The 25580-nt window shown below is 60.8% G+C and carries 25 protein-coding genes and 4 pseudogenes; 18 read left to right on the top strand and 11 right to left on the bottom strand.

Going from position 1 to position 25580, the window contains the following annotated elements; all coding sequences use genetic code 11:
- Positions 1–662 precede the first annotated feature (662 nt).
- The gene (locus AC630_RS12585) at positions 663–1103 is read left to right on the top strand and encodes a YybH family protein (RefSeq protein WP_074118838.1); all 441 of its coding nucleotides are present in this window, start codon (positions 663–665) and stop codon (positions 1101–1103) included.
- A gap of 65 nt (positions 1104–1168) precedes the next feature.
- Positions 1169–2152 carry a hypothetical protein gene (locus AC630_RS12580; protein WP_167561187.1) on the top strand — a complete coding sequence of 328 codons (984 nt, stop codon included), beginning with the start codon at positions 1169–1171 and terminating at the stop codon, positions 2150–2152.
- A gap of 192 nt (positions 2153–2344) precedes the next feature.
- On the opposite strand, the pseudogene AC630_RS12575 reads toward AC630_RS12580, so the two are convergent.
- Positions 2345–2704, bottom strand: a pseudogene (locus AC630_RS12575) (acetamidase/formamidase family protein); the annotation flags it as partial.
- 116 nt (positions 2705–2820) lie between these two features.
- Between AC630_RS12575 and AC630_RS12570 the strand changes: the two are divergent.
- Together AC630_RS12570 and AC630_RS12565 are read left to right on the top strand one after the other, a co-directional pair.
- Positions 2821–3240, top strand: coding sequence for a ribbon-helix-helix domain-containing protein (locus tag AC630_RS12570; protein WP_074118837.1), 420 nt, complete (start codon positions 2821–2823; stop codon positions 3238–3240).
- A gap of 4 nt (positions 3241–3244) precedes the next feature.
- Positions 3245–4430: pseudogene (locus tag AC630_RS12565) on the top strand (extracellular catalytic domain type 1 short-chain-length polyhydroxyalkanoate depolymerase).
- 7 nt (positions 4431–4437) lie between these two features.
- Here the strand turns inward: AC630_RS12565 and AC630_RS12560 are convergent.
- Together AC630_RS12560 and AC630_RS12555 are read right to left on the bottom strand one after the other, a co-directional pair.
- The gene (locus AC630_RS12560) at positions 4438–4653 is read right to left on the bottom strand and encodes a hypothetical protein (protein WP_074118836.1); all 216 of its coding nucleotides are present in this window, start codon (positions 4651–4653) and stop codon (positions 4438–4440) included.
- Positions 4654–4667: 14 nt separating this feature from the next.
- A complete protein-coding gene (locus AC630_RS12555; RefSeq protein WP_074118835.1) occupies positions 4668–5057 on the bottom strand; it encodes a DUF6557 family protein in 390 nt (129 codons plus the stop codon).
- 149 nt (positions 5058–5206) lie between these two features.
- Between AC630_RS12555 and AC630_RS12550 the strand changes: the two genes are divergently transcribed.
- Both AC630_RS12550 and AC630_RS12545 read left to right on the top strand, forming a co-directional pair.
- On the top strand, positions 5207–5449 hold the full coding sequence (locus tag AC630_RS12550) for a hypothetical protein (protein WP_074118834.1): 243 nt from the start codon (positions 5207–5209) through the stop codon (positions 5447–5449).
- A gap of 1101 nt (positions 5450–6550) precedes the next feature.
- Entirely contained in the window at positions 6551–7318 is a 768-nt protein-coding gene (locus AC630_RS12545; protein WP_074118833.1) for a glucose 1-dehydrogenase, read from the top strand.
- Positions 7319–7405: 87 nt separating this feature from the next.
- Here AC630_RS12545 and AC630_RS12540 read toward each other — a convergent pair whose 3' ends face one another.
- From AC630_RS12540 to AC630_RS12530, 3 genes are read right to left on the bottom strand one after another with little or no spacing between them, the layout of a single operon-like run.
- Positions 7406–7828 carry a PaaI family thioesterase gene (locus tag AC630_RS12540; protein WP_074118832.1) on the bottom strand — a complete coding sequence of 141 codons (423 nt, stop codon included), beginning with the start codon at positions 7826–7828 and terminating at the stop codon, positions 7406–7408.
- Between the two features lie 29 nt (positions 7829–7857).
- Positions 7858–8169 carry a CoA transferase gene (locus tag AC630_RS12535; protein ID WP_083636222.1) on the bottom strand — a complete coding sequence of 104 codons (312 nt, stop codon included), beginning with the start codon at positions 8167–8169 and terminating at the stop codon, positions 7858–7860.
- Between the two features lie 22 nt (positions 8170–8191).
- Entirely contained in the window at positions 8192–9049 is an 858-nt protein-coding gene (locus tag AC630_RS12530; RefSeq protein ID WP_074118831.1) for an IclR family transcriptional regulator, read from the bottom strand.
- Positions 9050–9219: 170 nt separating this feature from the next.
- On the opposite strand from AC630_RS12530, the gene AC630_RS12525 reads away from it, so the two are divergent.
- Positions 9220–10062: an IclR family transcriptional regulator gene (locus AC630_RS12525; RefSeq protein WP_083636221.1), complete on the top strand. Its 843-nt coding sequence runs from the start codon at positions 9220–9222 to the stop codon at positions 10060–10062.
- On the opposite strand, the gene AC630_RS47785 is transcribed toward AC630_RS12525, so the two are convergent.
- The 3 genes from AC630_RS47785 to AC630_RS12515 form a co-directional block, all read right to left on the bottom strand.
- Positions 10043–10441: an enoyl-CoA hydratase-related protein gene (locus AC630_RS47785; protein ID WP_283808417.1), complete on the bottom strand. Its 399-nt coding sequence runs from the start codon at positions 10439–10441 to the stop codon at positions 10043–10045. The genes AC630_RS12525 and AC630_RS47785 overlap by 20 nt on opposite strands.
- The gene (locus AC630_RS47780; RefSeq protein ID WP_283808412.1) at positions 10425–10847 is read right to left on the bottom strand and encodes an enoyl-CoA hydratase-related protein; all 423 of its coding nucleotides are present in this window, start codon (positions 10845–10847) and stop codon (positions 10425–10427) included. The genes AC630_RS47785 and AC630_RS47780 overlap by 17 nt, the downstream gene beginning before the upstream one ends.
- Positions 10848–10968: 121 nt before the next feature.
- Positions 10969–12024: a zinc-binding dehydrogenase gene (locus AC630_RS12515; RefSeq protein ID WP_083636220.1), complete on the bottom strand. Its 1056-nt coding sequence runs from the start codon at positions 12022–12024 to the stop codon at positions 10969–10971.
- 149 nt (positions 12025–12173) lie between these two features.
- Here AC630_RS12515 and AC630_RS12510 point away from each other — a divergent pair, with 149 nt between their 5' ends.
- Genes AC630_RS12510 through AC630_RS12485 form a run of 6 tightly spaced genes read left to right on the top strand, consistent with a single transcriptional unit; the run spans position 12174 to position 19670 of the window.
- Complete coding sequence (locus AC630_RS12510; protein WP_143197995.1) at positions 12174–13394, top strand: ABC transporter substrate-binding protein; 1221 nt, start codon at positions 12174–12176, stop codon at positions 13392–13394.
- A gap of 10 nt (positions 13395–13404) precedes the next feature.
- Positions 13405–16080: a branched-chain amino acid ABC transporter permease/ATP-binding protein gene (locus AC630_RS12505; protein WP_074118829.1), complete on the top strand. Its 2676-nt coding sequence runs from the start codon at positions 13405–13407 to the stop codon at positions 16078–16080.
- Positions 16077–17225 carry an acyl-CoA dehydrogenase family protein gene (locus AC630_RS12500; RefSeq protein WP_074118828.1) on the top strand — a complete coding sequence of 383 codons (1149 nt, stop codon included), beginning with the start codon at positions 16077–16079 and terminating at the stop codon, positions 17223–17225. Before AC630_RS12505 ends, AC630_RS12500 begins: the two co-directional genes overlap by 4 nt.
- Before the next feature lie 3 nt (positions 17226–17228).
- Positions 17229–17939 (top strand): ABC transporter ATP-binding protein, encoded by a 711-nt coding sequence (locus tag AC630_RS12495; protein WP_074118827.1) that lies wholly within the window; start codon positions 17229–17231, stop codon positions 17937–17939.
- 15 nt (positions 17940–17954) lie between these two features.
- Positions 17955–18422 carry an FAS1-like dehydratase domain-containing protein gene (locus AC630_RS12490; protein ID WP_074118826.1) on the top strand — a complete coding sequence of 156 codons (468 nt, stop codon included), beginning with the start codon at positions 17955–17957 and terminating at the stop codon, positions 18420–18422.
- A gap of 45 nt (positions 18423–18467) precedes the next feature.
- Positions 18468–19670, top strand: a complete 1203-nt coding sequence (locus tag AC630_RS12485) for a CaiB/BaiF CoA transferase family protein (RefSeq protein WP_074118825.1) — start codon at positions 18468–18470, stop codon at positions 19668–19670.
- Positions 19671–19999: 329 nt separating this feature from the next.
- Here AC630_RS12485 and AC630_RS43740 read toward each other — a convergent pair.
- Positions 20000–20267 (bottom strand): annotated as a pseudogene (locus tag AC630_RS43740) (FCD domain-containing protein); the annotation flags it as partial.
- Between the two features lie 137 nt (positions 20268–20404).
- On the opposite strand from AC630_RS43740, the gene AC630_RS12475 reads away from it, so the two are divergent.
- The 3 genes and pseudogenes from AC630_RS12475 to AC630_RS12465 all read left to right on the top strand — a co-directional run.
- A complete protein-coding gene (locus AC630_RS12475; RefSeq protein WP_143197994.1) occupies positions 20405–20776 on the top strand; it encodes a hypothetical protein in 372 nt (123 codons plus the stop codon).
- Positions 20777–20918: 142 nt separating this feature from the next.
- Positions 20919–22118, top strand: coding sequence for an ABC transporter substrate-binding protein (locus tag AC630_RS12470; RefSeq protein WP_074118874.1), 1200 nt, complete (start codon positions 20919–20921; stop codon positions 22116–22118).
- Between the two features lie 161 nt (positions 22119–22279).
- Positions 22280–22435 (top strand): annotated as a pseudogene (locus tag AC630_RS12465) (transposase); the annotation flags it as partial.
- A 272-nt stretch (positions 22436–22707) separates the two neighbouring features.
- Here the strand turns inward: AC630_RS12465 and AC630_RS48290 are convergent.
- Positions 22708–23022, bottom strand: a complete 315-nt coding sequence (locus tag AC630_RS48290) for an autoinducer binding domain-containing protein (RefSeq protein ID WP_074118822.1) — start codon at positions 23020–23022, stop codon at positions 22708–22710.
- Positions 23023–23359: 337 nt separating this feature from the next.
- Here AC630_RS48290 and AC630_RS12455 point away from each other — a divergent pair, with 337 nt between their 5' ends.
- Positions 23360–24367 (top strand): NAD(P)H-dependent flavin oxidoreductase, encoded by a 1008-nt coding sequence (locus AC630_RS12455; protein WP_208867004.1) that lies wholly within the window; start codon positions 23360–23362, stop codon positions 24365–24367.
- A 219-nt stretch (positions 24368–24586) separates the two neighbouring features.
- On the top strand, positions 24587–25528 hold the full coding sequence (locus AC630_RS12450) for an IclR family transcriptional regulator (protein WP_349538458.1): 942 nt from the start codon (positions 24587–24589) through the stop codon (positions 25526–25528).
- The last annotated feature ends 52 nt before the right edge of the window (positions 25529–25580 follow it).

The following is a 25580-nucleotide window of genomic DNA, read 5'->3' as shown; positions in this document are numbered from 1 at the left end:
GATTACCTGAGCTGTCCGAGCGTCGGCTCGTTTCGCACCGCGCTCGGTTTCCTGATCCAAGCAGCCACATTTTGTCACGCTTCGACGCGAACGCGACGGAGTGGCGCTCTCGTTATCCTGCGGCTCTGAGCATACCGCCGCCGTTCCTTGTGGGAAACATTCTCGTATCGTGAAACGGGCAAACCAGCCGAACCCGCGACCCCAGATTCGGCGGCTTGAATCAGAGGATAGCAATCGCCTCGATGCGAACGAGGCGGATCGCATGTCGGCTTTCGGTCGTAGACCGGAAAAGACTTGCTCAGTTCGAGGCTTACCGTTTCTGACCCAACTGCGACATCGAACGGGATAGATGCCGAGGTACGTTGAGTAAAACATTTCCCATTCGCCGCCAGACGCGACGTACCGAGAGTGGCGGGCGCTTTGCAAATCCCATGGCAATGCAGAAACTCTCCTGAGCTTCTGCGTAGGAGTCGTTGTCGGATATCTGCTTGGGGACAATCGCGACCCGTGCTTCTTGATCCGAACGAAACTCCAGATCGAAAGGTCGACCGCGACGTTGCAGAGCATCGTCCGGTTCCCAGTTGAGCCCGCGCTTTACGGTGCATCACCCTGGTGTTACTTCTTCACACGCTTACAGTAGCAAATCGAGAAGGGAGGATTTCATGCGTTTGATTCACGCAGCGGCATTCGCTCTTTGTTTGCTCACAGTTGCTCCGGTGGGGTCCTTTGCCGGTGACCCCAAGAGCGATGTCTCGGCGGCTTACGCAGCATTTGATGCGGCATACAACAAGGGCGACCCGAAGGCTGTTACCGCCTTATATCTGCAGAACGCGAAGGTGCTACCGCCAACCCACGAGGTGGCGTCGGGTCCGGCGGAGATCGAGAAGTTTTTTGCCGGATTCTACGCCAACGGGGTAACGGACCACAAACTTCAGCTGATCGATGCAGGGGGCGATGACAAGGTCCTCTATGGCACGGCAAACTGGAGCGCCAAAGGCAAGGACAAGGATGGCAAGCCTGCGAACTTCTCTGGCATCGCCACGCACGTGTTCGAGCGTCAGGCGGATGGTTCGCTGAAGCTGAGGTTACATACCTTCAACTGAGCTGGCCGTATGTATCGCCTGACGCCGCGCGAGGAGACTTTGCGTGGATATCGCGGAATGGCTTCGTGATCTTGGGCTGGATGCGACAGCTGACCGAAGAGGCGCGGCGCACGTCGGAGCGCACCGCGGATGCGGCTCTTCGGCTTGCCGCACACCGTCTGTCCGGGCTCACAGCCCTGCAGGTCGGAGCGTTTGTCGAAGCGCGCTCCGAATTTGAGACGATCTTGCGCCTCTATGACCCGAGCCAACATCGCCCTCCACCGGTCCATTACGTCCACGATCCGAAGATTTCGGCGCTCCCGTATCTCGCGGTCATCCTCTGGATCCTGGGCTATCCGGAGCAGGCGCGAGCCTGGAGCGTTGCGGCGTTGCAGTACGCCGAAGTATTAAACCAGGCGAACCTCACCGCTCATGTCCGAGTTTACGGCGGCGCCGGGCTTGCCGAGCTTCTTCGCGATACGGCGGCGGTGCGGGGGCATGCCGATGCGATCATCGAGCTCGCCGATCAGCACAGCTTGCATTACTTCCGGCTAAGCGGCCTGATCCTGAGAGGCTGGGTGATGGCCCAGGAAGGAGTCGGCGAGGCCGGGCTGGCGCTGATGCGCCAGAGCGCCGCTGAGCGGCTCGCCTTGGGCGTCGGCTGGTACCAGATCCGATATCTCTGCATGCTGGCGGCAACTCACCTGCAAGCAGGCGCCGCCGAAGAAGGCTTGGCCGTCATCGCCCAAGCGACGGATCTCGTCGCGCGAAACAACGACCATATGTGGGAGGCAGAACTCCACCGGCTTGAGGGTGAGTTGCGGTCCGCGCAGGGTGCATCACCGGCCGACGTCGAGTTTTGTTTTGCGCAGGCGCTGGCAACGGCGCGGGATCAGAGCGCCAAGTCATTCGAGCTGCGGGCCGCGATCAGCCTTGCCCGACTCCGGCGCGCCCAGGGCAAGTACCCTGAGGCCCGCGCTCTGCTCGCGCCGGTCTACGGCTGGTTCAGCGAAGGCTTTGAGACCCGCGATCTGAAGGAAGCGAAGGCCCTGCTCGACGAACTCTCGTAACTTCCGGTATTGGCCCGACACGAACCTACTGCTCGCCCGGTCTCACGTCGGCCGTTCGGGGTAAAGCGGACTCATTGTGCCTCAGTACGAACCATTCTGAGTGTGACCCACTCAGATATTGCGCGCTATCCGCCCGAGGGCGACTGGTGGTCCGATTCCAATAATTCCCGTCGCTTCATGGGTCCTAGAGCTTTAAGCCGTCGCTATACCGGCAAACAGGTTCTTCTTGATGATCGCGTGGATGCCCCAATTGCCATCGACTACCTGCGTGACGCCGAAGTCGACTCCGATGGACATGAGCGAAATCGCCTCGTCCTCGGTCAGTCCCTTGCTGGTCATCAGGAAGCTGCGCATTTTGCGAAACGCATCCCTTAGCGCGAGATCGATCGAGGATTTCTTGTAGATGTCCTGCTGCGCCGTAGGACCGAGCTCCTCGAGATAATTGGGGAAGCTGAATCCGTGCAGAACCCATTCGTCCAGCGTCTCAAGCCGCGGGTAATTCAGCCCGGCGAGCGAACCGCTCAGTGAATTCTGCTTGTGCAGCGCCGATTGACACTCTCGCCCCCGGAGAGGGGGTAGACCGGTTTAGGTCACCCCTTGAAATCGCCTTCTCACCCTCCACATACCATCCGTCTACCATCCCTATGGATGGATAAGGAGACCGTTCCGTGCCTGACAATGTCCGCGAACTGCGACCTAAGACCCCCGACACCGAGAAGATCACGATCAACCTCGGCTATGTCGACCTCGGTCAGGTCGACCTGATGGTGCAGGAAGGGTTCTATTCCAACCGGACCGACTTCATCCGGACGGCCATCCGCAACCAGCTCGAACGCCATGCGGACGTCGTGAAGCAGTCGACTGTCCGAAAGAGCCTGGATCTCGGGCTGCGGACCTATAGCCGCATGGATCTCGAAGCGGCGCGACGCGCCGGCGAGATGCTGCACATCAACGTTCTCGGCCTGGCGAGCATCGACCAGGACGTCACGCCGGATCTGGCCCGCGCGACCATTGCTTCGGTCTCGGTGCTCGGAGCCCTCCATGCCACTCCCGCGGTCAAGGCCGCTCTCGCCGATAGAACGAGGTGATGCGATGTTGGATCAGAATATAGTTCGCGAGGCCACCCGCCTCACGCGTGCAGGTCAATTGGTCGAGGCCACCGCGCTCCTTCAGCGCATGCTTCGGGGAGAGAGCGTGTCGAAACCGTCCGGCAGCGATGCTGATGTCGCAGCCCCGAGGCTCGAGCCGCCAACCATCGACCTGAAGGCCAACGTCGTCGAGGAGAAAGAAGGCCGAAAATCCACCCAGACCACTTCCGTTGAGCGGCGCAAACGTGCCGCTCCGCTCGACGGCATGCGGCAGTTCTCCGGGCTCGGCCTGCGTGGCTCGATGAAACGCGCTCCGCCCGTCACGACGGATATCGCGCCCGAGGGCACGAGGTTCGTCGCTGGCACCTTCCGCAATGCGGCCGGAAGTCGAAGCTACAAGCTTTTCATCCCGAGCCGCTCGCAGGGGCGAACGCTTCCTCTCGTCGTCATGCTTCACGGCTGCACCCAGTCTCCGGACGATTTCGCGGCCGGCACCCGGATGAATTTCCTGGCGGAGGAGCTGAATTGCTTCGTGGTCTATCCGGAGCAGCCCAGTGGAGCCAATCAGTCGAAATGCTGGAACTGGTTTCGCCCGGGCGACCAGCAGCGCGGCGGTGGCGAACCTTCGCTGATCGCGGGCATCACCCGGCAGATCATGCGAGACCATGCGATCGATCCGAAGCGCATCTACGTCGCAGGCTTGTCGGCTGGCGGAGCGGCTGCAGCCATTATGGGCGAGACGTACGCCGATCTGTACGCGGCTGTCGGGATCCATTCGGGTTTGGCCTGCGGTGCCGCCAGCGACCTGCCCTCCGCGTTCGCCGCGATGAGGCAGGGCGGCGGGCCCAAAGTTGCTTTCGCCGGATCGCCGGTGCCGACCATCGTTTTCCATGGCGACCGGGACACCACGGTGCATCCGAACAACGGCGATCGAATCGTCGAGCGGTCCCCCGACGCAGCAAGTCCAAAAGCGAGGGTGATCCACGGGCGAGTGCCCCAAGGGCACGCTTATACTCGCACGATCCTGACGGACGCCGGGGGGGCGCGCCGTGTCCGAGCACTGGAATATTCACCGGGCCGGCCACGCCTGGTCGGGAGGCAGCCCCGCCGGCTCCTACACCGATCCGCGAGGGCCCGACGCGACCAGGGAAATGCTGCGTTTCTTCCTCGAACATTCGCTTGAGGGGTAGGCGGGCCTCACAACGCGGACAGGTTGGCGTCGCCGAAGTCGCCGGTCGCGGGATCCCCGCTGCGGCTGAAGGCGAGCGCGCCGGCGTGGCCTGGCTTCCGCGACAGCGCCTCAGCACGCATGACCGCGGCGTTGGCGCTGAAGCATTCCGTCGCCTCGCCTGGAGCGAGACCGTCGTCGGCCACGACGAACGGAAGGGCGACGTAGTAGGTCACCTCCGACATCCCGGTGCCTCCGTTCAGTTGCCTGTCGCCTGCAGGTTGCTGTAGCCGGCGAAGGTCATCTCGTTGAGGATCGCAGCCAGAACCGTGGACGGCGGCGCATCTGCCATTCCGGTGCCCAGGACAAGGGGCATCGAGAGCCACTGGCGCCAGTCGACGAACTCGATCGCGAGCAGATCTTCGCCGCCTTCGATCGTGCCGGAGAGTCGATGTAGCTGCGTCCGGGCTCGCGCTGCACCAGATCGACTCGGCAGGCATATTCCGTCGAAAGCGGCTTCAGGCCGACGATCTCGTCCCAGGCTTCGACGTGCCCCTCCCGGTTCGCTACCTGCCGGGGGGCTTTGCCTCTCGAGTTCGCCGATGACGGCATCGCGATCGAGAGACGCGAATAGGTCCCCGACGGTCATGTCGTCACCTCGTTGCGATCGGCAGCCATCGCTCACTCCTTGCTATGGCGTGCGGTGCGGACGCGGCCGCGCGCGTAGCCCTCCGATGAGGGTCTGAGTGACGACACCAAAACACTAGCCGCCCGCCTCTGTGATTATGTGCAGGACTGATGGACGTGGATGACGTCCCGATGTCCAGTCGCCTCGGCTTTGCTAGGGAGCTGGATGGTATCCTACAGGACCTGTATGAAAGCGGTGTCAGCGTGTATTCGGCGACGCGCGATCGCAAGTTCCGCAGTGACAGCTGGGGCGACGCGCCGGCCATGGAGATGACGGTGGGCTACCTGGTTATCGTTCCCGCCGACCGACAATTCACCCAGCTCTACATCCCTCGCCGGACAAGGCTCGCCTAATGGGACGATCGTGCGACGAATGCCCATTTTCGGCCGGATAAGGTCGGTGGTGCGACCGGCAAGTCATTGATCGTTCTGAACCCGGGGCTGACTCTTAATTAGCTGCTCGCTCGGCACACACAAGGTCCTACGACGCGTTCGTCCACGCGGCTTCCAGAACTGATCGCGGGATGAGAATAGCTAAGGCCTCCTACAAACTACGTCAGGCGAAAGACTAGTTGAGATACCGTAGGTTCGGTTGGTGTGGGGAAGGGACTCAAATCCCCGGCGCCCTCGGATTGGTATCGTTGTGCTAACGGCCTCTCACGCGAGCAGGTCGGTGCCGTTCGGATGCCATCCCTCGCTGGGAGAGGCGCTTCCTCATTTGGAAACGCCTGCTAAGCAATTGATTTTTCTAGAGGCGAATTCCGGTATTTTTTCCAAACACTCATTGGAATCATTGAATAATCAAGCTGATTTTGATTCCGCCATTCGGAGGTTCGATCCCTCCCGCCCCAGCCAGCCAGCCAGTCTGGCCTTCGGATATGTCTCCCACAGACAAACCGGCTGCTTTTGTTCGCTGGTCGGCCTCGGCTACAAGATGGGCCGCTCAAGCTCATCGATCTCATCGGCCTCGACACGCAGGTCCGCCCTTGCGAGGCATTCTATCCGATCACGCTGGACACGCGCGCGGCGACTCCGTCGCTGCTGCGCCGGATGGTGGCCGCGGGCCTCCTCGGATGAAAGTCGGGGCGCGTTCGGCGAAAACGTTCGTCTGGCCGCTCTCCAGGTAGTTGCGATCGGGTTGACCACAATGAATGGGGATTGGGTTCTCAGGGCCGTCTGTGCCGACGAGAGCATATGATTGGCGCCGTACGCCGAACGGCAGCGGCGAATCGCGTCGGACTCTTGCTGATGCGGCGCGGATGAAGGCAGCACCTAAACCGCCGCGGGTTACATTTCGTATATCCTTGCGATCTGCCGTTTTGAGCGTTCGGCGACGCGCGCCGGCGTTGACTCGGCAAACACCCGAGCTACCCATGATGGAGCGGCAACCGTCGCCAAACACGCCGGTTCGGGGCGTGTGTCCGTAGTGATCATGTCGAGCCTTGGGAGAAGCCCATGAGGGGTCTTGAAAATCGTATCGCTGTCGTAACGGGCGCTGCCGGCGGCATCGGCCGCTCGATCTGCCGTCGTTTCATCGAGGAGGGCGTCAAGATTCTCGCCATCGACGTCGATTCCAAGAGTCTCGACGATCTTCGTTCCAAGCTGAACGTCGGGGAAGAGCGGCTATCGACCGCAGTTGTCGATATCGCGGACTACGGAAGGGTGAACGAGGCAGTCGAAAAGGGTGCCGCGCACTTCGGCAAATTGGACATCCTCGTGAACAACGCGGGCTGGGATGTCGCCAAACCCTTTCTTGAGACGGAGCCGGACCTCTGGGATAAGATCATCGCTATCAATCTGCGTGGGCCATTGAACTTGCACAAGGCGGTCTTGCCGCATCTGATCGCCGCCGGTGGAGGAAAGGTCGTCAATGTGGCCTCCGACGCAGGACGGGTCGGGTCGTCGGGAGAGTCGGTCTACTCGGCCTGCAAGGGTGGCTTGATCGCATTTTCCAAGACCATTGCACGCGAATGCGCCCGCAACAACGTCCGCGTGAATGTCGTCTGCCCGGGGCCGACCGACACGGCCTTGTTGCGTTCGTTCGTTGGCGAGGGCGATTATGGTCAGAAGATCTACGACGGCCTCAAACGCGCAATCCCTCTCAAGCGTCTCGGGCAGCCGGACGATATTCCCGGTCTGATCGCCTTTCTTTCGAGCGACGATGCCGGTTTCATTACCGGTCAAGTGGTAAGCGTCTCCGGTGGTTTGACGATGAGCGGCTAGTTGGAGACCCGCGCCCCGGTCTCGGCGCCGGAGCGCCCGACCGCCGAGACGGAGGCTCCCAGGAGCGACATGTTTCTCGGGGGTCCGCTAAGCCGAGCTGACGAGGAAGACGCCGCGGCCGCTTGCGACGAGTGCTCCGGACTCGTCGAAGACTCTCGCGTCGCATGTGGCAAGCGTTCTACCCATCTTCACGATGGCGCCTTCAACTCGCAAGCGCCCTTCAGTCGCAGCCTTGTGGAAGTCGACGCGCATGTCGATCGTCTGTGCTGGTCGTCCCAATCTGGTTGCGACGGCGAAGGACCCGGCGGTGTCGATCAAGGTGGCCAAGATACCGCCGTGCACGTAGCGCCGATCGGGGTTCGAAATGAACTCTTCGCGCCACGGTGCGACGATTTCGACCGTTCCGGGCGCCGCGGAAGCGAGCTCGAGACCCATCCAATTGGCAAAATGGTTGCGTGACAGCCTCGTGCGAAGCTGTTCGAAGGAGGCGGTGTCTTGTTGATCGGTCATCGAGGCAGTCGCGCAGTCGGATCGGAAGGTTAGACAAGGCCGGACGAGCGCAAATTGCCGATCTCCGACGTCGTGAGCCAGGATGTGAGCGTGTCGGCTTTTTCGACCAGCGTTAAGACCAGCTCTATCGCGTCGGGCTTCTTCAGGTCGAGCGCGACCGCCTTCCGATTTCTCAGAAGAAGATTGAACTTGAGAAGGCGCTTTACGCCGAGATTGGCCGCCACTTTCCGTTCGATCCGGAGGACAGTCGCCCCCAAGTCGGCCAACAACGTGGCTGCCATCGGTCCCGGGCCGATCGCTGCCCATTCGACTATCTTGATGCCTGCAAGCGGCCCGGGCATGAGAACCTTCCGACGTGCGCTTCTAGGCCGCGTGGATGACCGCGGACCGCTGTTCGACGTCTTCCAGAGATCCCTTGCGCGTCTGCTGTCGGACCGTGGTGTTACCGTCCGATCCGAAATAGTGGATCATCTCTTCGCGAAGGGCAGACACGAATTCATTTTCGTTCTTATCAAGAACGTCACAGGCGCCGCAGATGCCGATCGCGAGTGGTCGATTGGAACATTCGCGCGGGATCGCCATTGCGATCACTCCGAAGCCGGACAGCACCCGGTTTCTGGAAGACGTATATTCCGCGGAGCGGATGTCCCGGAGCTTCGCGATCAGTTCGGCGATGTTGATTTTGTCCTGAGGGGCACGGCTGTAGGCGTTCATACGATGGAAGAGTCGCCGGACCTCGGCGTCCTGCATGCTCGAGAGCAAGATCAGGCCGACGCCCGAGGTCGCTAGAGGGCGTTTGACGCCCAGCCCGATGTGGTGGGGTACATTCTCGGGCGCGTTGAGAACATGTATGTATTGCGCAAAGTCGCCGTTTCGGGCGGCAAGTAACACCATCTGACCCGTGCTCTGCGCCACCGAACGCATCATTCGGGTCAGCTTACCTTGCTCGAAGAGGGCGGGATTGATCCAGTTGCCTAATAGGGAGACGCGGTCGGTGGAGACGAACGTACGCGCATGAGCGTCGTAGTGTAGATAACCCATCGCGACCAGGCTCCGCAGGAGCGCGGCTGTGCTCGACTGCGGATAGCCGAGAGCTTCCGACACCGTCACCACGTTCAGCGGAGCTTTGATCTCATCGAACAATTCAAGGATTTGCAGGGTGCGGACGGCGGATTTCACGACCGGCACCTCAATGGAGGCTTCGCTCATCTCCACGGACATGTTGTTTCTCCCTCGACTCTCGTCAGCCCTGGGCGAGTTTGATATTATGAACCGCGTTCGTTATTTTGAACAAATGGACTTCCGAGTCAAGTTTGGATTGAGGCGACCGGCCTTGCCGATCCTCGCGTGTGATGTCAGGTGAACGGAGCGTGTGAAACGGGCGGGAGTGAATGACATCGAGCTCGGGAATAGCTGCGGATGCCCAGCAGCCGGGAAGCGAGATCGCCAGGAAGCCGGATGGATCGCCGCGCGCGCTTCAGCGGGTCCTGGACATTTTCGGCGCCATCGCGGCGGCGCCAGAAGGCCTGTCGCTGACGGAACTCAGTGTCAGGGTGCGGACGCCGAAAAGCAGTCTGCTCACGCTGCTGCGTCCGCTCAGCATCGACGGATATCTCGTCCATCAAGACGGCAGGTACTCGCTAGGAAGCGAAATCTTCGCTCTCTCCGAAAGCATTCTCGCCGCGCGGAAGGTCGGAAACCTCTTGAGGGATCTGATGCTCGAGGCGAGGGAGCAGTGTGGGGAAACCGTAGTCCACGCCGCTTTCACCCGGGAAGGAAACGAAGTCGTCTACGTCGATGTTCTCGAGAGCAGACAGATGATCCGGTATTCCGTCCCGGCGGGCGTGAAGCGGCCGCTGTACACGTCCGCGGCCGGGCAGCTGCTGCTCGCCTATCGGGACGAGGCTTGGCAGGACGATTACTTGAAGAGCGTACCGCTCAAGCCTTTGACCTCCGAAACGATCACGGACCCGATCGTCCTGCGCAAGAAGCTGCGCAAAATAAGAGCTGATGGCGTCTCGATCAGCGTCTCCGAAGCCGTGGAGGGGGCGAGCGGAGTTGCTGCACCGATTTTCAATGTCCGCGGCGAAGTGGTTGCGGCCCTGCTCATCGCAGGGCCGTCGACCCGTCAAGACCGCGACGGATCCGTCTGGCGCGACGTCGCGGTCAGCTTCGCCGCGAAGGCTTCGCGAGCCCTGGGTTACAGGGCAACGCTCAAAGCGGACAGTCGGTAGGAAAATTGGGCTTGCGCTTCTCCCGGAAGGAAGCCACCCCTTCGCGTGCCTCCGGGCCGGTGAACCCGAGGAATTCCAGCGCGAGGGATGCGTCGAAAGTGGGTCCCGCCTGGCGCAGCCAATTGTTGAGCGAATATTTGGTCCAGCGCAGAGCGCTTTGAGGGCCCTCCGCCAGACGGGTCGCGATCTCGACCGCTTTGGCGTCGAGTTCCGTGTCCTCGACCGCCAAAGCCACCAAACCGATCCGCTCGGCTTCCTCGCCGCTCAAGGTATCGCAGAGCAGAAGGTAGTACTTCGCCTTCGCGAGGCCGCAGAGCAGCGGCCAGACGATGGCGGCATGATCGCCGGCCGCGACGCCGAGCTTAGTATGTCCGTCGATGATCTTGGCTTTCTTGGAAACGATGGAGATGTCGGCCAGGACAAACCAGGCCCGCTCCGACCGCGGGGCCGCGTATCGCGCTGACGACGGGCTTCGAGCAGTTGATGACGTTGTAGACGATATCCTTTGCCTCTTTCCAATTCCGAGCCCGGATATTGAAATCGTTCATCATGCCGTCGATCATGTCCATCTCGCCGCCGGCTGAGAACGCGTTACCCGCTCCGGTGAGAATCACTGCGGAGACTTCGGGGTCGGCATCGACGTCGCGCCAGATCGCTCCGAGTTCGCCGTGCATGGTCTGATCCGCGGCATTCAGCTTGCCCGGATTACTCATCGTAATCCGTAGCACGCGCGGCGAGGGACGGTCGAACTGAAGCCGTTTATAATGAGCATAACGATCGGACATGAGGACCTCCTTCATTATCGTCCGTGATGATACTTGCCTGCGCCGAGCAGCCTTCGAAAGCGTCCTTTGGCAAACGCCCGTCCATGAAAGATGCTCTCAGAAAGAAAGAACTCGTGATGGCTCACTTTCCTTCGGGACATTGCAGCGTCTTCCAATCGGGCACGAGCACCACTTTGCCTATCGCCTCGCGCGTCGCCAAGCGATCGGCCGCTTCCGCAAATGACGAAAAAGGGAAGACGCTGTCGATGTCCAGGCGGAATTTGCCTGAGGCCGCACCCACGTAGATCTCCTGCATGACGCGTACGAGCCGTTCGTCCCTTTGCGTAAGAAAGCGCTGAATGGAAGAGCCGACGACGGCGATGTCCTTCAGGAGAAGATAATTGGCTTCGACGCTCGAAATGGCGCCCGATGCGAATCCGACCACCACCAGCCTGCCGCCGGGACGAAGGCACCGAATCGCTCCGTCGAAGGTGTCGCCGCCTACGACATCCATCACTACATCGACTCCGTCGACGCCCGCCCCGCGAAGCGTATCCCGCAATTGTACAGCCACGTTATCGAGACGGTCACTCCGCACCACGACATCCGCACCGTAGCGCTTCGCTGATTCTTCCTTCGCGGCCGACGAGACCAGCGCCACGACCGTGGCTCCGAGATGCCTCGCATATTGAACGCCGGCGGCGCCGACGCCGCCCGCCGCTCCCGTTATCAGAACTATTTCGTTCGCTTTCGCTTCCCCGCGGATACCAAGCGCGGCGACGACCGTTGCGAAGGCTGTCCCCAACGAGGCCGCTCTCTTCGCGTCGAGATCCTCCGGAATCGCGAAGCATTGGCTAACCGGTACGACCGCAACCTCGGCGAAGCCGCCGAAGATGGGCTGAGCGGCGACACGTTGACCCGGTTCGAACTCGGTCACCTCGGCGCCGACCGAATGGATCCGGCCGACGATATCCCTGCCGACGAAGAAAGGAAGCGGCGGTTTGTGCTGGTAGCGTCCCTGTACGATGAGGAGATCAGGGAAGTTCAGCGCGGCGGCCTCCGGTACGACAAGAACGTCGCGCGCCCCGGCCGCCGGAAACGGCAGACGGCCGATCTCCACGTCGCGCCAAGATTTGTGTCGATCGACGAGCAGGCCTTGGACAGTGGGCACAATCGCTCCCTCCGGATTTCGAGGCATTGATCGCGTTCGTCCGTTCCATGGCAATACTCAATTGGCTGCGGAAGACGAAGATCGCACATCCATGCGATCTGCCGTGGATAAATTGACGAAGGATTTCCGCCTAACCATTGTCGCGCCAACAAACCGCAACCGGGACAAGCGCAACGATGACGGCCGACGGAATGAAACTGCTCAAGACAATATTCCTGAGTGGCGTTATCGGGTTCGCGGCGACGGGTATCGCTTCGGCAGCCGACGACCCCGTCCGCATCCCGGTCATCACGGCGCTGACGGGGCCCGTAGCCGTCCTTGGGCAGGACGCTCAGAAGGGAACGGAGCTGGCGCAAGAGGCGATCAATAAAGCGGGCGGTATCGGCGGACGTCCCGTTTCGTTTCAGATCGTCGACACGCAGGGCCGCCCGGACGTCGTACGCCGCGAGATGGAGAGGCTCACACGACTGGAAAAGATGCCCCTCGTCGTCGGGTGCGAAATCAGCGCCGGCACCGCGAGCGCGGCTCAATTCGCGGAGTCGGCCCAAGTCCCGCTCGTCAATCTCCTTTCCGTTTCCGCCGACATTCTTGAGCGCGGCTACAAATGGTACTTCGCAGAACAGATCACGGGCGACGACGAGGCCGCAGCGGCTCTCGGCTACCTTTCCGCCGTCGCGCCGGGGCAGGACCTCTCCGGAAAGTCGTTCGCTCTCCTCTACGAAGACAGTCCCCGCGGCGCCGGCACCGCCACGCGGATTCGCAAGCTTCTCGGCGAGAAGGGCCTGAAGGTCGTTTCGGAGAATTCCTATAACCGGGCCGACCGCAATCTGCTCGCGCTGATGCGGAAGGTTCAGGACAGCAAGCCCGACATCCTAATCTGGGCGAACTACGCGGAGGACGCCGTCGCCGGTCTCAAGGCCATGAAGCAACTCGACTTCTATCCCTATGTGCTCGGCATCGGTGCCGGCCTAGGAGATCCTCGCCTTCCCGAATTGGTCGACCCGGACCTCATCCAGAAGGTTCACGTTTCCAACGTCGACTATTTCAGCCCCGACATCGCGCGGGCCAAGGCCTTACGGGAGGCGTTCCAAGCGAGATACAAGCTCGATCCCTCCAGCTACGCGGGTGCGTGCTATGCGGGCCTGCTGACGCTCAAGGAGCCTTTGGAGAAGGCGGCAGCGGGCGGTGCTCTGACGCCGACCGCGATTCGAGACGCGCTTCGCGCCGTGAATATTCCCGGCGACACGACGAGCTGGCCCGCGAAATCGATCCACTTCGACGTGACGGGACGGAATATCGGAGCTCAGGCTCTGGTCTCCCAATGGGTCGGCGGTCGATCCAAGTCGACGGTCTACCCGCCGGAGATCGCGGTCGCAAAGCCGGCGCCGCTTCCTTAGGGCGAACTCCATGAGCGCATCGTCGATCGCCCAGGCTCTGGTTTCGGGATTGATGCTCGGCGGCATCTACTCGCTCGTCGCCATGTCGCTGGCGCTCGTCTTCGGTGTCATGCGCGTGCTCAACTTCGCCCACGGAGATTTGCTGATGTGCGCGATGTACGGGGTAGTGGTCCTGTGCAAGGCGCTTTCGATCAGCCCTTACGCGGCGGCGGTAATCATGCTGCCAGTCATGGCGTTGGTCGGTTACGCGCTCTTCGTCGGGCTCATCAGACCCGTGCTGGGATCTGGTCCGCTCATGCAAGCCCAACTGACGATCGGCCTTTCCTTCGCCATCCAAAGCGGAGCTCTTCTGCTGTTCGGCGCGGATCTGCTCAACGTACACACCTCGATCGAGGGCGAAGTCGTTCGTCTAGGTGGCGTCGTGCTCGGTGTTCCCGAGCTGCTAGGCTTCTGCGTCGGTATCGCGCTGTCTGCCATAGTGACCTGGTTCTTGGTTAAGACGGAAACCGGTTGCCGCATCCGTGCGATCGCGCAGGATCCGGTGATGGCTACCTTGTGCGGCATCCATTTGCCGAGGATGCAGATATTGGTCTTTGCAGGCTGTATCGCGCTTCTTGCCATCCCCGCCGGATGCCTCATGGCATTCTACCAATTGACGCCTAGCGTCGGCATTCAATTCAGTCTGCTGTCGCTGATGGTGGTCGTATTGGGCGGGCTCGGCGATCTGAGGGGAGCCTTCCTAGGGGGGGGTGCTTTTGGGGCTCGTCGAGTCGCTGACGACGCTCCTCGTCAACGGGGCCGCGGCGCCCGGGGCCGTCTATCTTGTCTTTGGGATAGTGCTGCTGGCTCGCCCGCGCGGCCTCTTCGGACGAGGAGCGGCCGCATGATCTCCAAACGGATATTGGCCAATCAGACGATCTGGGCTCTCGCAGCTCTTTGGCTGGCGATCGGGATCATCGGCCGATACGCCAATTCCTACTGGGTCACCGTGGCGGTCACGCTCGTCATGTGGATCTATTTGGCCTCGGCATGGAACGTGATCGGCGGCTTTCTCGGGCAAGTGTCCTTCGGCAACGCCGCATTCTTCGGGATCGGTGCGTACTCGGCCATCTACCTTGCGTCGGCGTTCGGGCTTTCCCCTTGGATCGGCATGTTCGTCGGCGCCGGCCTGTCTGCGATGACGGCGTTGGCGGTCGGCTATCTCCCGTTCCGGATGGGGCTAAGTCCTCTAGTCTTCGCACTGCTGACGCTCGCGTTTTCGTACATGCTGCTTTACGGCGTGAGCGGAGTAGAGGCTCTCGGCGGGACCAACGGACTCTTCGCGTCCGCGTCGGGTCAATCGTTCTGGGATTTCCGCTTCTCGGATCCCGTCACGCTGCTCGTCGTCGGCGGCGTGTTCACGACGGTCGAACTGGCGCTGATCCAGATGCTGTACGCCGGCAGATACGGCTTCTACTGGCGAGCGATTCACGACAACGAGGCTGCCGCGGCGGCGATGGGCATCGACGTATTCCGCGTCAAGCAGCTTACCTTCGCGCTGAGCGGCTTTCTGACCTCGTTCGCAGGAAGCTTTTTCGCCCAGAACGTCGGCTTCATCGACCCGCCTTCAGCGTTCGGAATCGAGATCACAATCTTCATTCTTCTCTTCGCGGTCGTAGGCGGTGCCGGAACAATGCTAGGACCGCTGTTCGGCACCATGCTTCTTATGCCGGCCGGAGAGTGGTTGAGAGTGAAGCTGGCGGAGGCGGGCAGCGCGAGCGCCAATCATCTCGTCTATGGCGTCGCGTTGATGGCCGCCATTCTCCTATGGCCAGGCGGCCTGGTGAAAGCGCTTTCTCGTTTCGGTCTAAGTCGCGGCCGCCTGTCCATGCCGACGCTTGGTGACGGGGCGCTTCCGACGGCTCCGGCCTCCGAGAGGATCTGCAACGATCCTCTGCTGGAGGTCCGCGAGGTGTCGAAGCGGTTCGGCGGTCTCGCGGCCTTGCGAAACGTCACTTTCGAGGTCCCGAAGGGAGCGATCGTGGGACTCATCGGTCCAAACGGGGCAGGCAAGACGACGCTCTTCTCGTGCCTCGCGGGTTCTCAGATTCCGACATCCGGAACGATCTGCTTCAACGGCCGAAGAATCGAGGGGATGCGGCCGGATCGTGTGTGCGCCTGCGGCATTGGGCGCACCTTCCAGATTACGCAGGCCTTTCCGAGCATGACCATGTCGGAAGTCGTGTTCACCGCCGCGCTCGCAAACGCCGGATCCGCCGATGCCGCTGCGATCGCTTCGCAGGTATTGAAGGACACCGGTTTGTGGCCTCGACGCGATGCCGTCTGCGCCAGTCTCACGCTCGCCGAGCAGCGGCGGTTGGGAATTGCGAGAGCCCTTGCCGCGCGGCCCACGTTGATACTCCTGGACGAGATCATGGCCGGGCTGACGCCGCGCGAGATCGACGAGGCCATTCTGCTCATACGAAATATTCGAGATTCAGGCGTGACCGTACTGCTGATTGAGCATCATATTCGCGCCGTCATGGCGGTTTCGGATCGCATCATCGTCCTCGATGCCGGAGAACTCATCGCCGACGGCACCCCAGATCAGATCAAACGAAACGAACGCGTCTTGGAGGCGTATCTCGGCGCACCCGAACCGGAGGAACAGTTGCGGAAGCCCAAACTGCAGGACCATAGCACGTGAGCATCATCTATACGCCCGAACAGATCCAGATACGCGACCTCGTCCGCAGGGTCGCGGCCGAAAGGGTCGCGCCACGAGCCAACGAAATCGACGCGACGGCCGAATACCCTCAAGACATGTTCCTCTTGCTGAAGGAACTGGGGCTCTTCTCCCTGCCGTTTCCCGAAGAATACGGCGGTATGGGCAGCATGGTCACGGCGTGCCTCGCGATCGAGGAACTCGGACGCGTCTGTTACAACACTGCCTATCTCCTACTGGTCCAGTGGGTGCCCTTCGTTGCCATCCTGGCCAGCGGCTCGGAGGAGCAGCGACGGCGCTATCTACCGGGCCTCTCGACCGGTGACGTTCGTGGAGCTCTCGCTTTGACCGAGCCCCAAAGCGGTTCCGACGTGGCGGGGATCAAGACGAAGGCGGAGCGGCGCGGGGATTCCTACGTGATCACCGGGTCCAAAAGCTGGTGCACGAACGCGGGGCTGGCGGACTTCATCCTGGTCGCGGCGAAGACCGGGGATTCCGGAAGTCGAGGAAACATTGGCCTGTTTCTCATGGAGACCGACAGGGCCGGGTTCGAGCTCGGACGTAAGGAAGACAAGATGGGCGCCCGAGGCGTTCCTTCCTGGCAACTCCATTTCGACGACGTCGAGTTGCCGCTATCCAGCCGTATCGGCGGTGCCGAGACCGGCTTCAAGGTCGTCATGGAAGCGCTCAATCATTCGCGACCCATCATCGGGGCGCGGGGCGTGGGGTTGGCGCAGGGCGCCCTCGATCATTCCATCAACTTCGTCAAGGACCGTCACGCATTCGGAAAGTCGGTCGCGGACTTCCAGGGTGTGCGATGGATGCTCGCCGACATGGCGATCCAGATCGAGGCGTCGCGGCATCTGGTGTACGCGGCCGCGGCCGCGGTTGATCGCGGCGTCAGGGGCAACGATCTCGCGCAGATGGCGGCGGTCGCGAAATGCCATGCGACGGATACGGCCATGCGGGTCGCTACCGATGCGGTCCAGCTTTTCGGCGCTTCGGGAATCTCCAACGAGTTTCCGATCAATCGCTACTTCCGCGACGCCAAGGTGCTTCAGATCATCGAGGGGACCAATCAGATCCAGCGGAACATCATCTCGCGCAACCTTCTGTCGGATCGGTGAGCGATGGCACTGTTGAACGTCGAAAATCTCAGCGCCGGTTACGAGCAGGTCACAGTGCTTCGCGAAGTGTCCCTGAAGGTCGAAGCGGGCGAGGCCGTCGCGATCTTAGGCCCGAACGGCGCCGGAAAGTCGACCTTGCTCCGCTGCATATCCGGGTTGGTCGCCCCCACTTCGGGCTCCATCGTATTCGACGGCCACGATCTGACGAAGGTCGAAGCCCACGCCATTCCCCATCTGAGGCTCATTCAGGTTCCCGAGGCGCGCCATATCTTCGCGGGCCTATCGGTGACCGAGAACCTGCTTGTCGGCGGCACGCCTTTGGCGAGCCGATCGGAACGGATGGAGAGGTTGGAGGAGATCTGGCGCTACTTCCCTGCGCTCCGGCAGAAGAGCGGCGCGGCCGCCGGCACGCTTTCGGGCGGACAGCAACAGATGGTGGCGATCGGTCGCGCACTGATGGCCAAGCCACGCATGGTCATGCTCGACGAACCGTCGCTCGGCCTAGCTCCTCTGGTCGTGCGAGAACTCTACGGGACATTGCGGACGCTCGTCGACGAAGGACTGACGCTGCTCGTGGTCGAGCAGGATGTGTCCATGGCCCTCAAGATCGTGGACCGCGCCCTCGTCCTGGAGACGGGAGTGTTCGTCCTTTCGGGCTCGGCCTCCGAGCTGCGCCACAACGATCACGTCAAACAAGTTTATCTCGGCATTTAAAGGAGAGACGATCACATGGAAACGTTGGGTCTTGGCTGCTATTTCGAGGATCTGCCCGTCGGCAGACAGTTCCGGACGATCGGCCGGACGATCACGGAGACCGACATCGTCAACTTCGTCAATACGACGGGAATGACCGAGGTTCTCTTTACCAACCTCGAATTCCTGAAATCCGAGTCGGACATCAAGGAGCGCGTCTCTCCCGGGGCGCTCGTATTCTGCATCGCCGAGGGGCTTCTCGTGCACGCAACCATGCAGCATACGGGCTTCGCCTTCCTTCATATGGAGCTGAATATCGAGGGACCGGTCATCGCCGGCGACACGATTCACGTCGAGTGCGAGGTGATTGAATCGCGACGCAGCAAGAGCCGGCCCAATCGGGGTCTGGTCCGTACGCGTAACCGGGTAGTCAAGCAGGATGGCTCGGTCGTACTGACCTATACGCCGCTTCGCATGATCAAAGCGCGCTCCGACGGAAAATGACGACGCGTTGCGACCGAACATCCCGAAATAAACAGGAGTCAAATCATGTCGGGGCCGCTTGACGGAGTTCGCGTCCTAGATCTCACGACCGTGATCCTGGGGCCGTACGCGACTCAAATTCTGGGCGACATGGGTGCCGACGTCATCAAGGTCGAGACGCCCAGCGGAGACAGCACTCGCTATACAGGGCCGCGCCGAAGTCCCGACATGGCGGCCCTGTTCATGGGCGTCAACCGAAACAAGCGCTCGATCGTGCTCGACCTGAAGCAGCCGGAGGCGCTGGAGGCTCTCTACACCTTGATCGAGGGCTCGGACGTAATCGTCCACAACATGCGTCCTCAGAAGGCGAAGAAGCTGGGCATCTCTCCGGAGGCCGTCCAGGCACGAAATCCGAAAATCGTCTACGCGGCGCTGTACGGGTACAGGGAAGGCGGGGCGTATGCCGGAAGGCCTGCTTACGACGACGTCATCCAGGCGCAGTGCGGAATCGCATCTCTGATGGCGCAGTCGGCGGGACGCCCTCGGTATGCGCCTATCGTCATTGCGGACAAGACGTGCGGACTGGTCGGCGCTTATTCGATCTCGGCGGCTCTCTTCAAGAGAGAGCGGACAGGGAAGGGAGTCGTGGTCGAAGTTCCGATGTTTGAGACCATGACCTCGTTCGTGCTGGTCGAGCATCTATATGGAAAGATGTTCGTCGGCGACGGAGGACATACGGGTTATACCCGCGTCCTCGATGTCTGGCGCCAGCCCTATGCGACGAGCGACGGGTACATCGGCATGATGGCCTACAGCGATCAGCAATGGCAGCGGTTTTGGCAGGAGGTCGATCGTCCCGATCTTGCCGCCGATCTGCGCTTCAAGGACTTGGCGACGCGAACGGTGAATATTTCCGAACTGTATCGGGTCGCGGGGGAATGCCTGGCCTCGCGCACGACGGCGGAGTGGGAGGAAGCACTGTCCCGTCTCGAAATCCCGAACGCGAAGATCAATACGCTCGACGAACTGCTGAATGATCCACACCTCAATGAGGTGGGCTTCTACAGGACGGTCCGCCATGAGACCGAAGGGGAGATCATGCTGACCGACGCGCCGGTGACGTTCGATCGGGAAGCGGCTCCGCCCTCGCGGCTTCAGCCGAGGCTCGGACAGCATAGCATCGAGATCCTGCGTAGCGCAGGCGTCGAGCAAGAGAAGATCCGACAGATGATCAAGACGGGGGCGACTGGCGGCCTCGGGCGCGAATGAGGCCATGCCCGCTAACAGGTGAAAGCCCCTCTTCCGGCGGCTCGCCGCGAGCAGGCGGCGAAATGATCCCGTGATCAAGATCCCGCTCGCATACCGGGTAAAGTATGCCCTCCCGAGACTTGCCCCGCGAGCGACGAGCTCGCGGGGCCCTTTATTCGGAGGCGCCTCTGGCGATGTCCCGGAATCCAGATGTCGTCATGAACGGACTGTCCGGAGAAGTGGCGCAACCAATCCCGACAATCGTCGACGAGCAAACATAATGTTGAATTGACACCCTTGCGATCGCCTGCGGTCTGCAACGGAACTCGCCAGAAGATCTTCTTCCTTGATCAGAACGCGGGAAGGGCAGGCCGTTCAATCGTTTGAATGTGTACAGGCTTGATCGACGTTGCGCGCTCGCAGTGCTTGCAGAATCGGCCGGTAATCCTGATTGGACCGCGGTCGCCAGCCGCTACTTCGCGCCATCGTGAACACCAATCGAGAGTTTGCAAGCTGTAGTCCGTCAAGGCTGGCGAGCAGGCGAAGCATCGCGCAGGGCGCCACCAGCGCGTGGTGAAAGGCGCGGTTCGTCATCTCAAAATCCTGAATCGTCTGGGCCATCTGATCTGACACGGCGCCAAGATCGGCAAGCCACTTAGCACTATGTGCGGATTGGAGTGTGGGCCGTTCAACTGGGCGCAAATCGTTTGTGCGCTTGGCCATATTGTCCGATGGTAGAACTGGGAGGGGAACGTATGCAATTGCCGGCAAGGGGTGCGTCGCGCTACCCGACGCTATTGTCACCGAGGCGTGACGGCACCCATACCCTCCGCAACCGCGCCATTTTGGGATCAATGTATGCGCGCCTCGAGCGCGCCCGCAATTCCGTCGAGCGTCAAGCTGCGTTCTATGCGGCGCATGCAGCAGACGGCGCAACGCCCATCGTCACCGGTGGTTTCGCGCCCAATGGGGCAGGCCGGCTCGAGGTGGGCGGCCCCATCCCGGACGTGAACGAGCTAACCGGCCGCGGCCTCACGGCGCAATCGATCGGCGGAGCCGAACGTGCCGAAGAACTGGATTCATTGCGCGCTATTCGGCAGGGAATCGAACAAGCGGATTCCCTCTGACGTCGCGCAAATGCAGGGAAACAGGAAAAGGGAAGAGCGACCTATGCAGACCAACGGTATTCCGCGTGATGACCAAACGCCTCGCGTGCTGGCGCGGGGAAGCACGAGTATTGAGGCTCGGTCGAAGCGAATGGCTAACGAGATGATACGAGCGTTAGTCAGTGTCTCGCTCTTGGTGGCAATGACGGCAATCGTGCGCGCCGGCGACAAGATGTACGGTCCAGGAGTGACTGATGCCGAAATCAAGATCGGTAACATCGCGCCCTATAGCGGGCCTGCGTCCGCCTACAGCCTGGTTGCCAAAACGGAAACCGCCTACTTCAAAATGATCAACGAGAACGGCGGCATCAATGGACGCAAGATCACCTTCATTTCGTACGACGATGGATACAGCCCGCCCAAAGCGGTGGAGCAGGCGCGCAAGCTGGTAGAGAGTGACGAAGTCCTGGCTTTGTTCGGCACAATCGGGACGGCATCAAACTCCGCTATTCAGCCGTACATGAATCGGCGGAAGGTTCCACAATTGTTTGTCGGATCCGGGGCTCAGAGATTTGCCGACCCAAAGCGCTTCCCTTGGACCATGGGATGGGCGCCAAACTACCAAACCGAAGCTGCGATATATGGCCAACATATTCGCTCGCAGGATCAGCCGAGAAAAGTAGCCATCATCTATCAGAACGATGACTTCGGACGGGATTTTCTTGCGGGCCTGAAGAAGGGGCTCGGCGAAGGAGCGAAAACGCAGTTGGTCGCAGAGGTGTCGTTTGAGACTTCGTCTCCGACGATTGCGGCGACGATCGTTAATCTTAAGGCGTCCGGGGCCGATACCTTGGTCATTGCTGCCGTTACCAAGTTTGCCACGCAGGCCATAAGGTCTGTCGCGGAGCTGGGTTGGAAGCCGGCCATATATCTAACGAACGTGTCAATAGCCGTGGATAATATATTGAAGCCGGCGGGGTTGGAGAATGCGAAAGGGATCATTTCTGCGGCCTATCGCAAAGATCCCGCAGATCCTGCTTGGAACAACGATCCCGGAATGCAAGAGTTCAAGGCGTTCATGGCGAAGCATCTTCCCGGGGAAGGTCTGAATGAGCAATCGGTTTACGGATATTTGGAGTCGCAGCTCTTGGTCCGAACGATCCAACAGTGCGGAGACAATCTTACGCGCGAAAATCTGATGGCGCAGGCCGCGAACCTGAAAGAGGTGGAATTTGGGCTCCTTTTACCGGGTATCAAGATCGATACGAGCGCCGACGATTACAGTCCAATCCAGCAATCTCAGCTGACGCGGTTCAACGGAGAAAGTTGGGAGACGTTTGGACCCATCATGAACGAGCAATAGCCGACGGCATATCTCAAGACCCGGCTAGCCTACCAAGGGAGGCACCCCGGCTCTGCCGGGGCGGCAGCAGAAGTGTGACATTTCAGACAATCGTCCACCGACGAAACTCAGGACTCGTGAAGCCACCACGCGCACGAGAAGGAGTTGCGCGATGGGACGATTACGGCGAACGAAAGCGCAACTTCGTAGGGCAGCATTTCTGGGCCAGGGGATACTTCGTCTCGACCATCGGTCGAGACGAAGCGGTGATCAGGGAGTACATCCGCAAGCAGGAGGCCGAGGATACTCGGCTCGACCAATTGAATATGCGGCGCTAAGGCCGCCTTCAGGCGGCCAACAAAATCGGGGACGCGGTAGCGTCCCACGTCCGCTTTGAGCGGCCCAATTCCTAAAGCCCACGGCCTTGCTGGGGGATACTTACCTGGCGGGAGGGCAGGGCGCAGCGCTGTCGGTGACGGCCGCCATTCCGACAGGGCGAAAACCTATTTCAGTGTCAATGCAGGTTGGACGACACGTTTGTCGGAATGACCGTTGAAATCAGCGGCCCTGTCGGAATTTCGCGCGGCCTGCAAGTCGCGTCGCACGGTACTCACAGTGCAGTTGCCATGGTCGCGCTCATCTTGCCCCTGATGCGGGTAAGCACGTAGGAAGCGACTCCGCCGTGAGTGCATTTGCTGTGGCTGTTCGTGATGGCTCCACTGCTGTCATGAACCGGGGCAGTGAAGCCGTAACGAATGCCAAACCGAGCTGCTTCGTCGAACAGCTCACGAGCTGGTTCCGAATGTACTTCTGGTCCGAGACCTAGGCCCGGTTCGAATGGGCTCAGGCCGGTGAAGAGCCTGAATGATAACAGGATCGATCTGACGATATCGTTGTTGATGTAACGCGCGGATAAGCGAAGCAAGACAGATTGAGCGCCGTTGCCATCTCGGCCATTCCATGCCTGAGGTCCTCTGGGTTGTTGCTTTTCAACGCGCTGGTCAACAGAGGGACTGGAAAATGCGACGCACTGTGGCTTCTCGCTGTTTGTGCGGGTGAATTCAGAGTTTCCAGCGGGACGAGCCAAGTTCAACTGGAACGGTTCTAGGGCCTCCAGCTAAAACCCCTAACATCACACATACATGTTATTCCGAGGGAGCCCGCAAAACGTGGGTGCTAGGGATTGAATCCCTAACCGAACGATCATTAGTGGCTGCCAGTCGTGAAAGCTCATCGGAGAATGCGTCTTGCGGCCTCAAGTCATGAAGACCCGGATCACCGAGCTGCTCGGAATTCGTCATCCCATTTTGTGTGGCGGCCTCGGACCTGGCGTTTCCGATGGTAAGTACGTTGCAGCGGTAGTGAATGCCGGATGTATGGGCTTCATCGTAGCAACAAGCCCGGCCGATGAGGACTGGCTCGAACACCAGATCGCCATGTGTCGCTCGCTTGTCGGTGGCAAGGGATTTGGCGTCAACATGTACATCTCAAAGCTCGCAGGCGGCGCGGATCGCATGCGCAAGCTGATTCCCCTTCTCGCAGACAATGGTGTCACCTGTGTCGAGACGGCGGGAGCGAGCCCGGACGCGATTTTGCCCGCTTTGCGAGAGGCGGGCATTGTCGTCATTCATAAGGTCCCCGCCGTAAGGTACGCACATACGGCCGCGCGGGTGGGCGTCGACGCCGTGACCGTCGTCGGAGCCGACTGTGGCGGTCATCCCGGCACGTTTCTGATCGGCACGATGGTCCAGACCGCGCATGCCGCTCGCGATATTTCCCTGCCTCTGGTCGTAGGAGGGGGGATCGGTACTGGTAGCCACATCGCTGCCGCGCTCGCGATGGGCGCGGATGCCGTCGTGCTGGGCACGCGGATGATGGTCAGCGAAGAGCTTTGGGTGCACCCCTCCTACAAAGAGCACATTGCGCAACTGGACGGGACTCAGAGCGTAGTCGTCAAGAAGCTGTTGCGCGACCATCACCGCGTCCTCAACAATGAAAGCGCCAGGGACGTCTTGGCGTTGGAAAACGCCGGGAGTGCGGATTTCGAGGACTATCGCCCGCATGTCGTCGGCGCGCTCGCTCACAACGCCTATTCAACAGGCGATCTCCGGCAAGGCATGCTCGACTTCGGCCCGGCAGCCGTGTTCGCCAATAAGGTTCAGTCGGTCGAGGCTATTGTCGACGAGCTCATTGACGAAGCTTTAGCCGCGTCGCAAAGGCTGGACAAGCTCCGCGTCGTCACCAGTCAAAACATCGTGGCGGCTGAATAGCGGCATCCGAGAGCCGGGTTTCGTCCGCACTGGGGCCGTCTTGGCGCTGCGCGTCAGGCATCAGCGGATCCGGGGCAATCTTCCCAGAGACGGGACACCGTCCATCCCCTCGATGATCTGTTTACGGTCGGTTGTGCATCGCCGAAAAAGCCGGCACGCCGATCCGGTAGCGGAGCATCGCAGCGTATAGTTGATCGTTCCAAGCGCGAGCCGCGAGTCATGCGTACTCCTGTACGGCGTCGAATACCACAAGCGGCCTGCCGTCCATCTCGGCGAAGCGATCCGTCAAAGGACGGTGGCGGGCGGAGCCTGGCTCATCTCGGCCTCGCTAAGATGCTTGTCGGTCGTTCCACATTGATGTGTACTCTGTCGCAAACAAAAAACACCACGTGCCCACAATATGGGCGTTCTGGAGGGGGCCCTCACACCACAATGTCAACGTCGTCACCCACGGGGGTGCAAAGCCTGGAACGCGCGTTTACCCTGCTTTCTTTGCTGGCCGATAACCATGTCGACGGCTTAAGGATGGATCAACTTGTCCGTGCCGCGGGCATAAGTCGGCCGACGATTCACCGTATGATCAGCTTTCTGGTGGACTTGCACTACATAGAACAGGACGTCACGACACGCGCCTACCGCCTCGGCACGGCTGCCATGCTCCTGGGCCTGCGTACGATGTCCCGTCCGCCGCTGGTGGCGACCTATCTTTTGACCATGCGGCGCCTCGCGCGGCGCACCGGCGAAGGAGTATTCATGGTCGTGCGCATCGGCGATTACAGCTACAACCTTCATCTGGAGCAAGATCCACCACAAAACCCCGCCCTGCAGGACCTGGTGGGCACCACCCGACTGCTCGGCCTGGGTATCGGCAGCTTGTCGCTTCTGGCCACGATGACAGACGCCGAAATCCGCCGGCACTACGCGCGTCAACGGGCGCAGTACGCTGCCAGTAACCTGAGTCTTACCCGCCTCCTGACCGGGGTCGAGCGGGGACGTCGGCTCGGCTACACGCTCGCGGCGGGCCTTGGTGTCGCCGGCGTCGGCTACGCGTTCGAAGTGCCTTCAGGATACGCTGCCATCAGCGTAGTCTCATCAAAGGCACGCATGCCGCTTGCGCGTCGGCATGAATTCGGGAAGCTGATCAAGCAAGAAATCGGCTAAACACAGACCAAGATCGTCCACATCGTGGACAAAAGGCCAAATGCCGATTGCG

The sequence above is a fragment of the Bradyrhizobium sp. AS23.2 genome (genome assembly GCF_001908185.1).
In the GTDB taxonomy this organism is placed as follows: Bacteria; Pseudomonadota; Alphaproteobacteria; order Rhizobiales; family Xanthobacteraceae; genus Bradyrhizobium.
This window is presented reverse-complemented; position numbering and strand designations above follow the sequence as displayed.

Excerpts from the sequence above, each read along its gene's own strand:
- AC630_RS12470 (WP_074118874.1), top strand. The coding sequence starts at position 20,919 with ATGATACGAGCGTTAGTCAGTGTCTCGCTCTTGGTGGCAATGACGGCA.
- AC630_RS12515 (WP_083636220.1), bottom strand. The coding sequence starts at position 12,024 with ATGCCTCGAAATCCGGAGGGAGCGATTGTGCCCACTGTCCAAGGCCTG.
- AC630_RS12505 (WP_074118829.1), top strand. The coding sequence starts at position 13,405 with ATGAGCGCATCGTCGATCGCCCAGGCTCTGGTTTCGGGATTGATGCTC.
- AC630_RS12535 (WP_083636222.1), bottom strand. The coding sequence starts at position 8,169 with ATGCCCGGGCCGCTTGCAGGCATCAAGATAGTCGAATGGGCAGCGATC.
- AC630_RS12550 (WP_074118834.1), top strand. The coding sequence starts at position 5,207 with ATGGACGTGGATGACGTCCCGATGTCCAGTCGCCTCGGCTTTGCTAGG.
- AC630_RS12540 (WP_074118832.1), bottom strand. The coding sequence starts at position 7,828 with ATGACCGATCAACAAGACACCGCCTCCTTCGAACAGCTTCGCACGAGG.
- AC630_RS12555 (WP_074118835.1), bottom strand. The coding sequence starts at position 5,057 with ATGACCGTCGGGGACCTATTCGCGTCTCTCGATCGCGATGCCGTCATC.
- AC630_RS12475 (WP_143197994.1), top strand. The coding sequence starts at position 20,405 with ATGCAATTGCCGGCAAGGGGTGCGTCGCGCTACCCGACGCTATTGTCA.
- AC630_RS12525 (WP_083636221.1), top strand. The coding sequence starts at position 9,220 with ATGACATCGAGCTCGGGAATAGCTGCGGATGCCCAGCAGCCGGGAAGC.
- AC630_RS12450 (WP_349538458.1), top strand. The coding sequence starts at position 24,587 with ATGCGTACTCCTGTACGGCGTCGAATACCACAAGCGGCCTGCCGTCCA.
- AC630_RS12495 (WP_074118827.1), top strand. The coding sequence starts at position 17,229 with ATGGCACTGTTGAACGTCGAAAATCTCAGCGCCGGTTACGAGCAGGTC.
- AC630_RS12490 (WP_074118826.1), top strand. The coding sequence starts at position 17,955 with ATGGAAACGTTGGGTCTTGGCTGCTATTTCGAGGATCTGCCCGTCGGC.
- AC630_RS12545 (WP_074118833.1), top strand. The coding sequence starts at position 6,551 with ATGAGGGGTCTTGAAAATCGTATCGCTGTCGTAACGGGCGCTGCCGGC.
- AC630_RS12560 (WP_074118836.1), bottom strand. The coding sequence starts at position 4,653 with ATGTCGGAGGTGACCTACTACGTCGCCCTTCCGTTCGTCGTGGCCGAC.
- AC630_RS12585 (WP_074118838.1), top strand. The coding sequence starts at position 663 with ATGCGTTTGATTCACGCAGCGGCATTCGCTCTTTGTTTGCTCACAGTT.
- AC630_RS12510 (WP_143197995.1), top strand. The coding sequence starts at position 12,174 with ATGACGGCCGACGGAATGAAACTGCTCAAGACAATATTCCTGAGTGGC.
- AC630_RS12455 (WP_208867004.1), top strand. The coding sequence starts at position 23,360 with ATGAAGACCCGGATCACCGAGCTGCTCGGAATTCGTCATCCCATTTTG.
- AC630_RS12530 (WP_074118831.1), bottom strand. The coding sequence starts at position 9,049 with ATGTCCGTGGAGATGAGCGAAGCCTCCATTGAGGTGCCGGTCGTGAAA.
- AC630_RS12485 (WP_074118825.1), top strand. The coding sequence starts at position 18,468 with ATGTCGGGGCCGCTTGACGGAGTTCGCGTCCTAGATCTCACGACCGTG.
- AC630_RS47780 (WP_283808412.1), bottom strand. The coding sequence starts at position 10,847 with ATGTCCGATCGTTATGCTCATTATAAACGGCTTCAGTTCGACCGTCCC.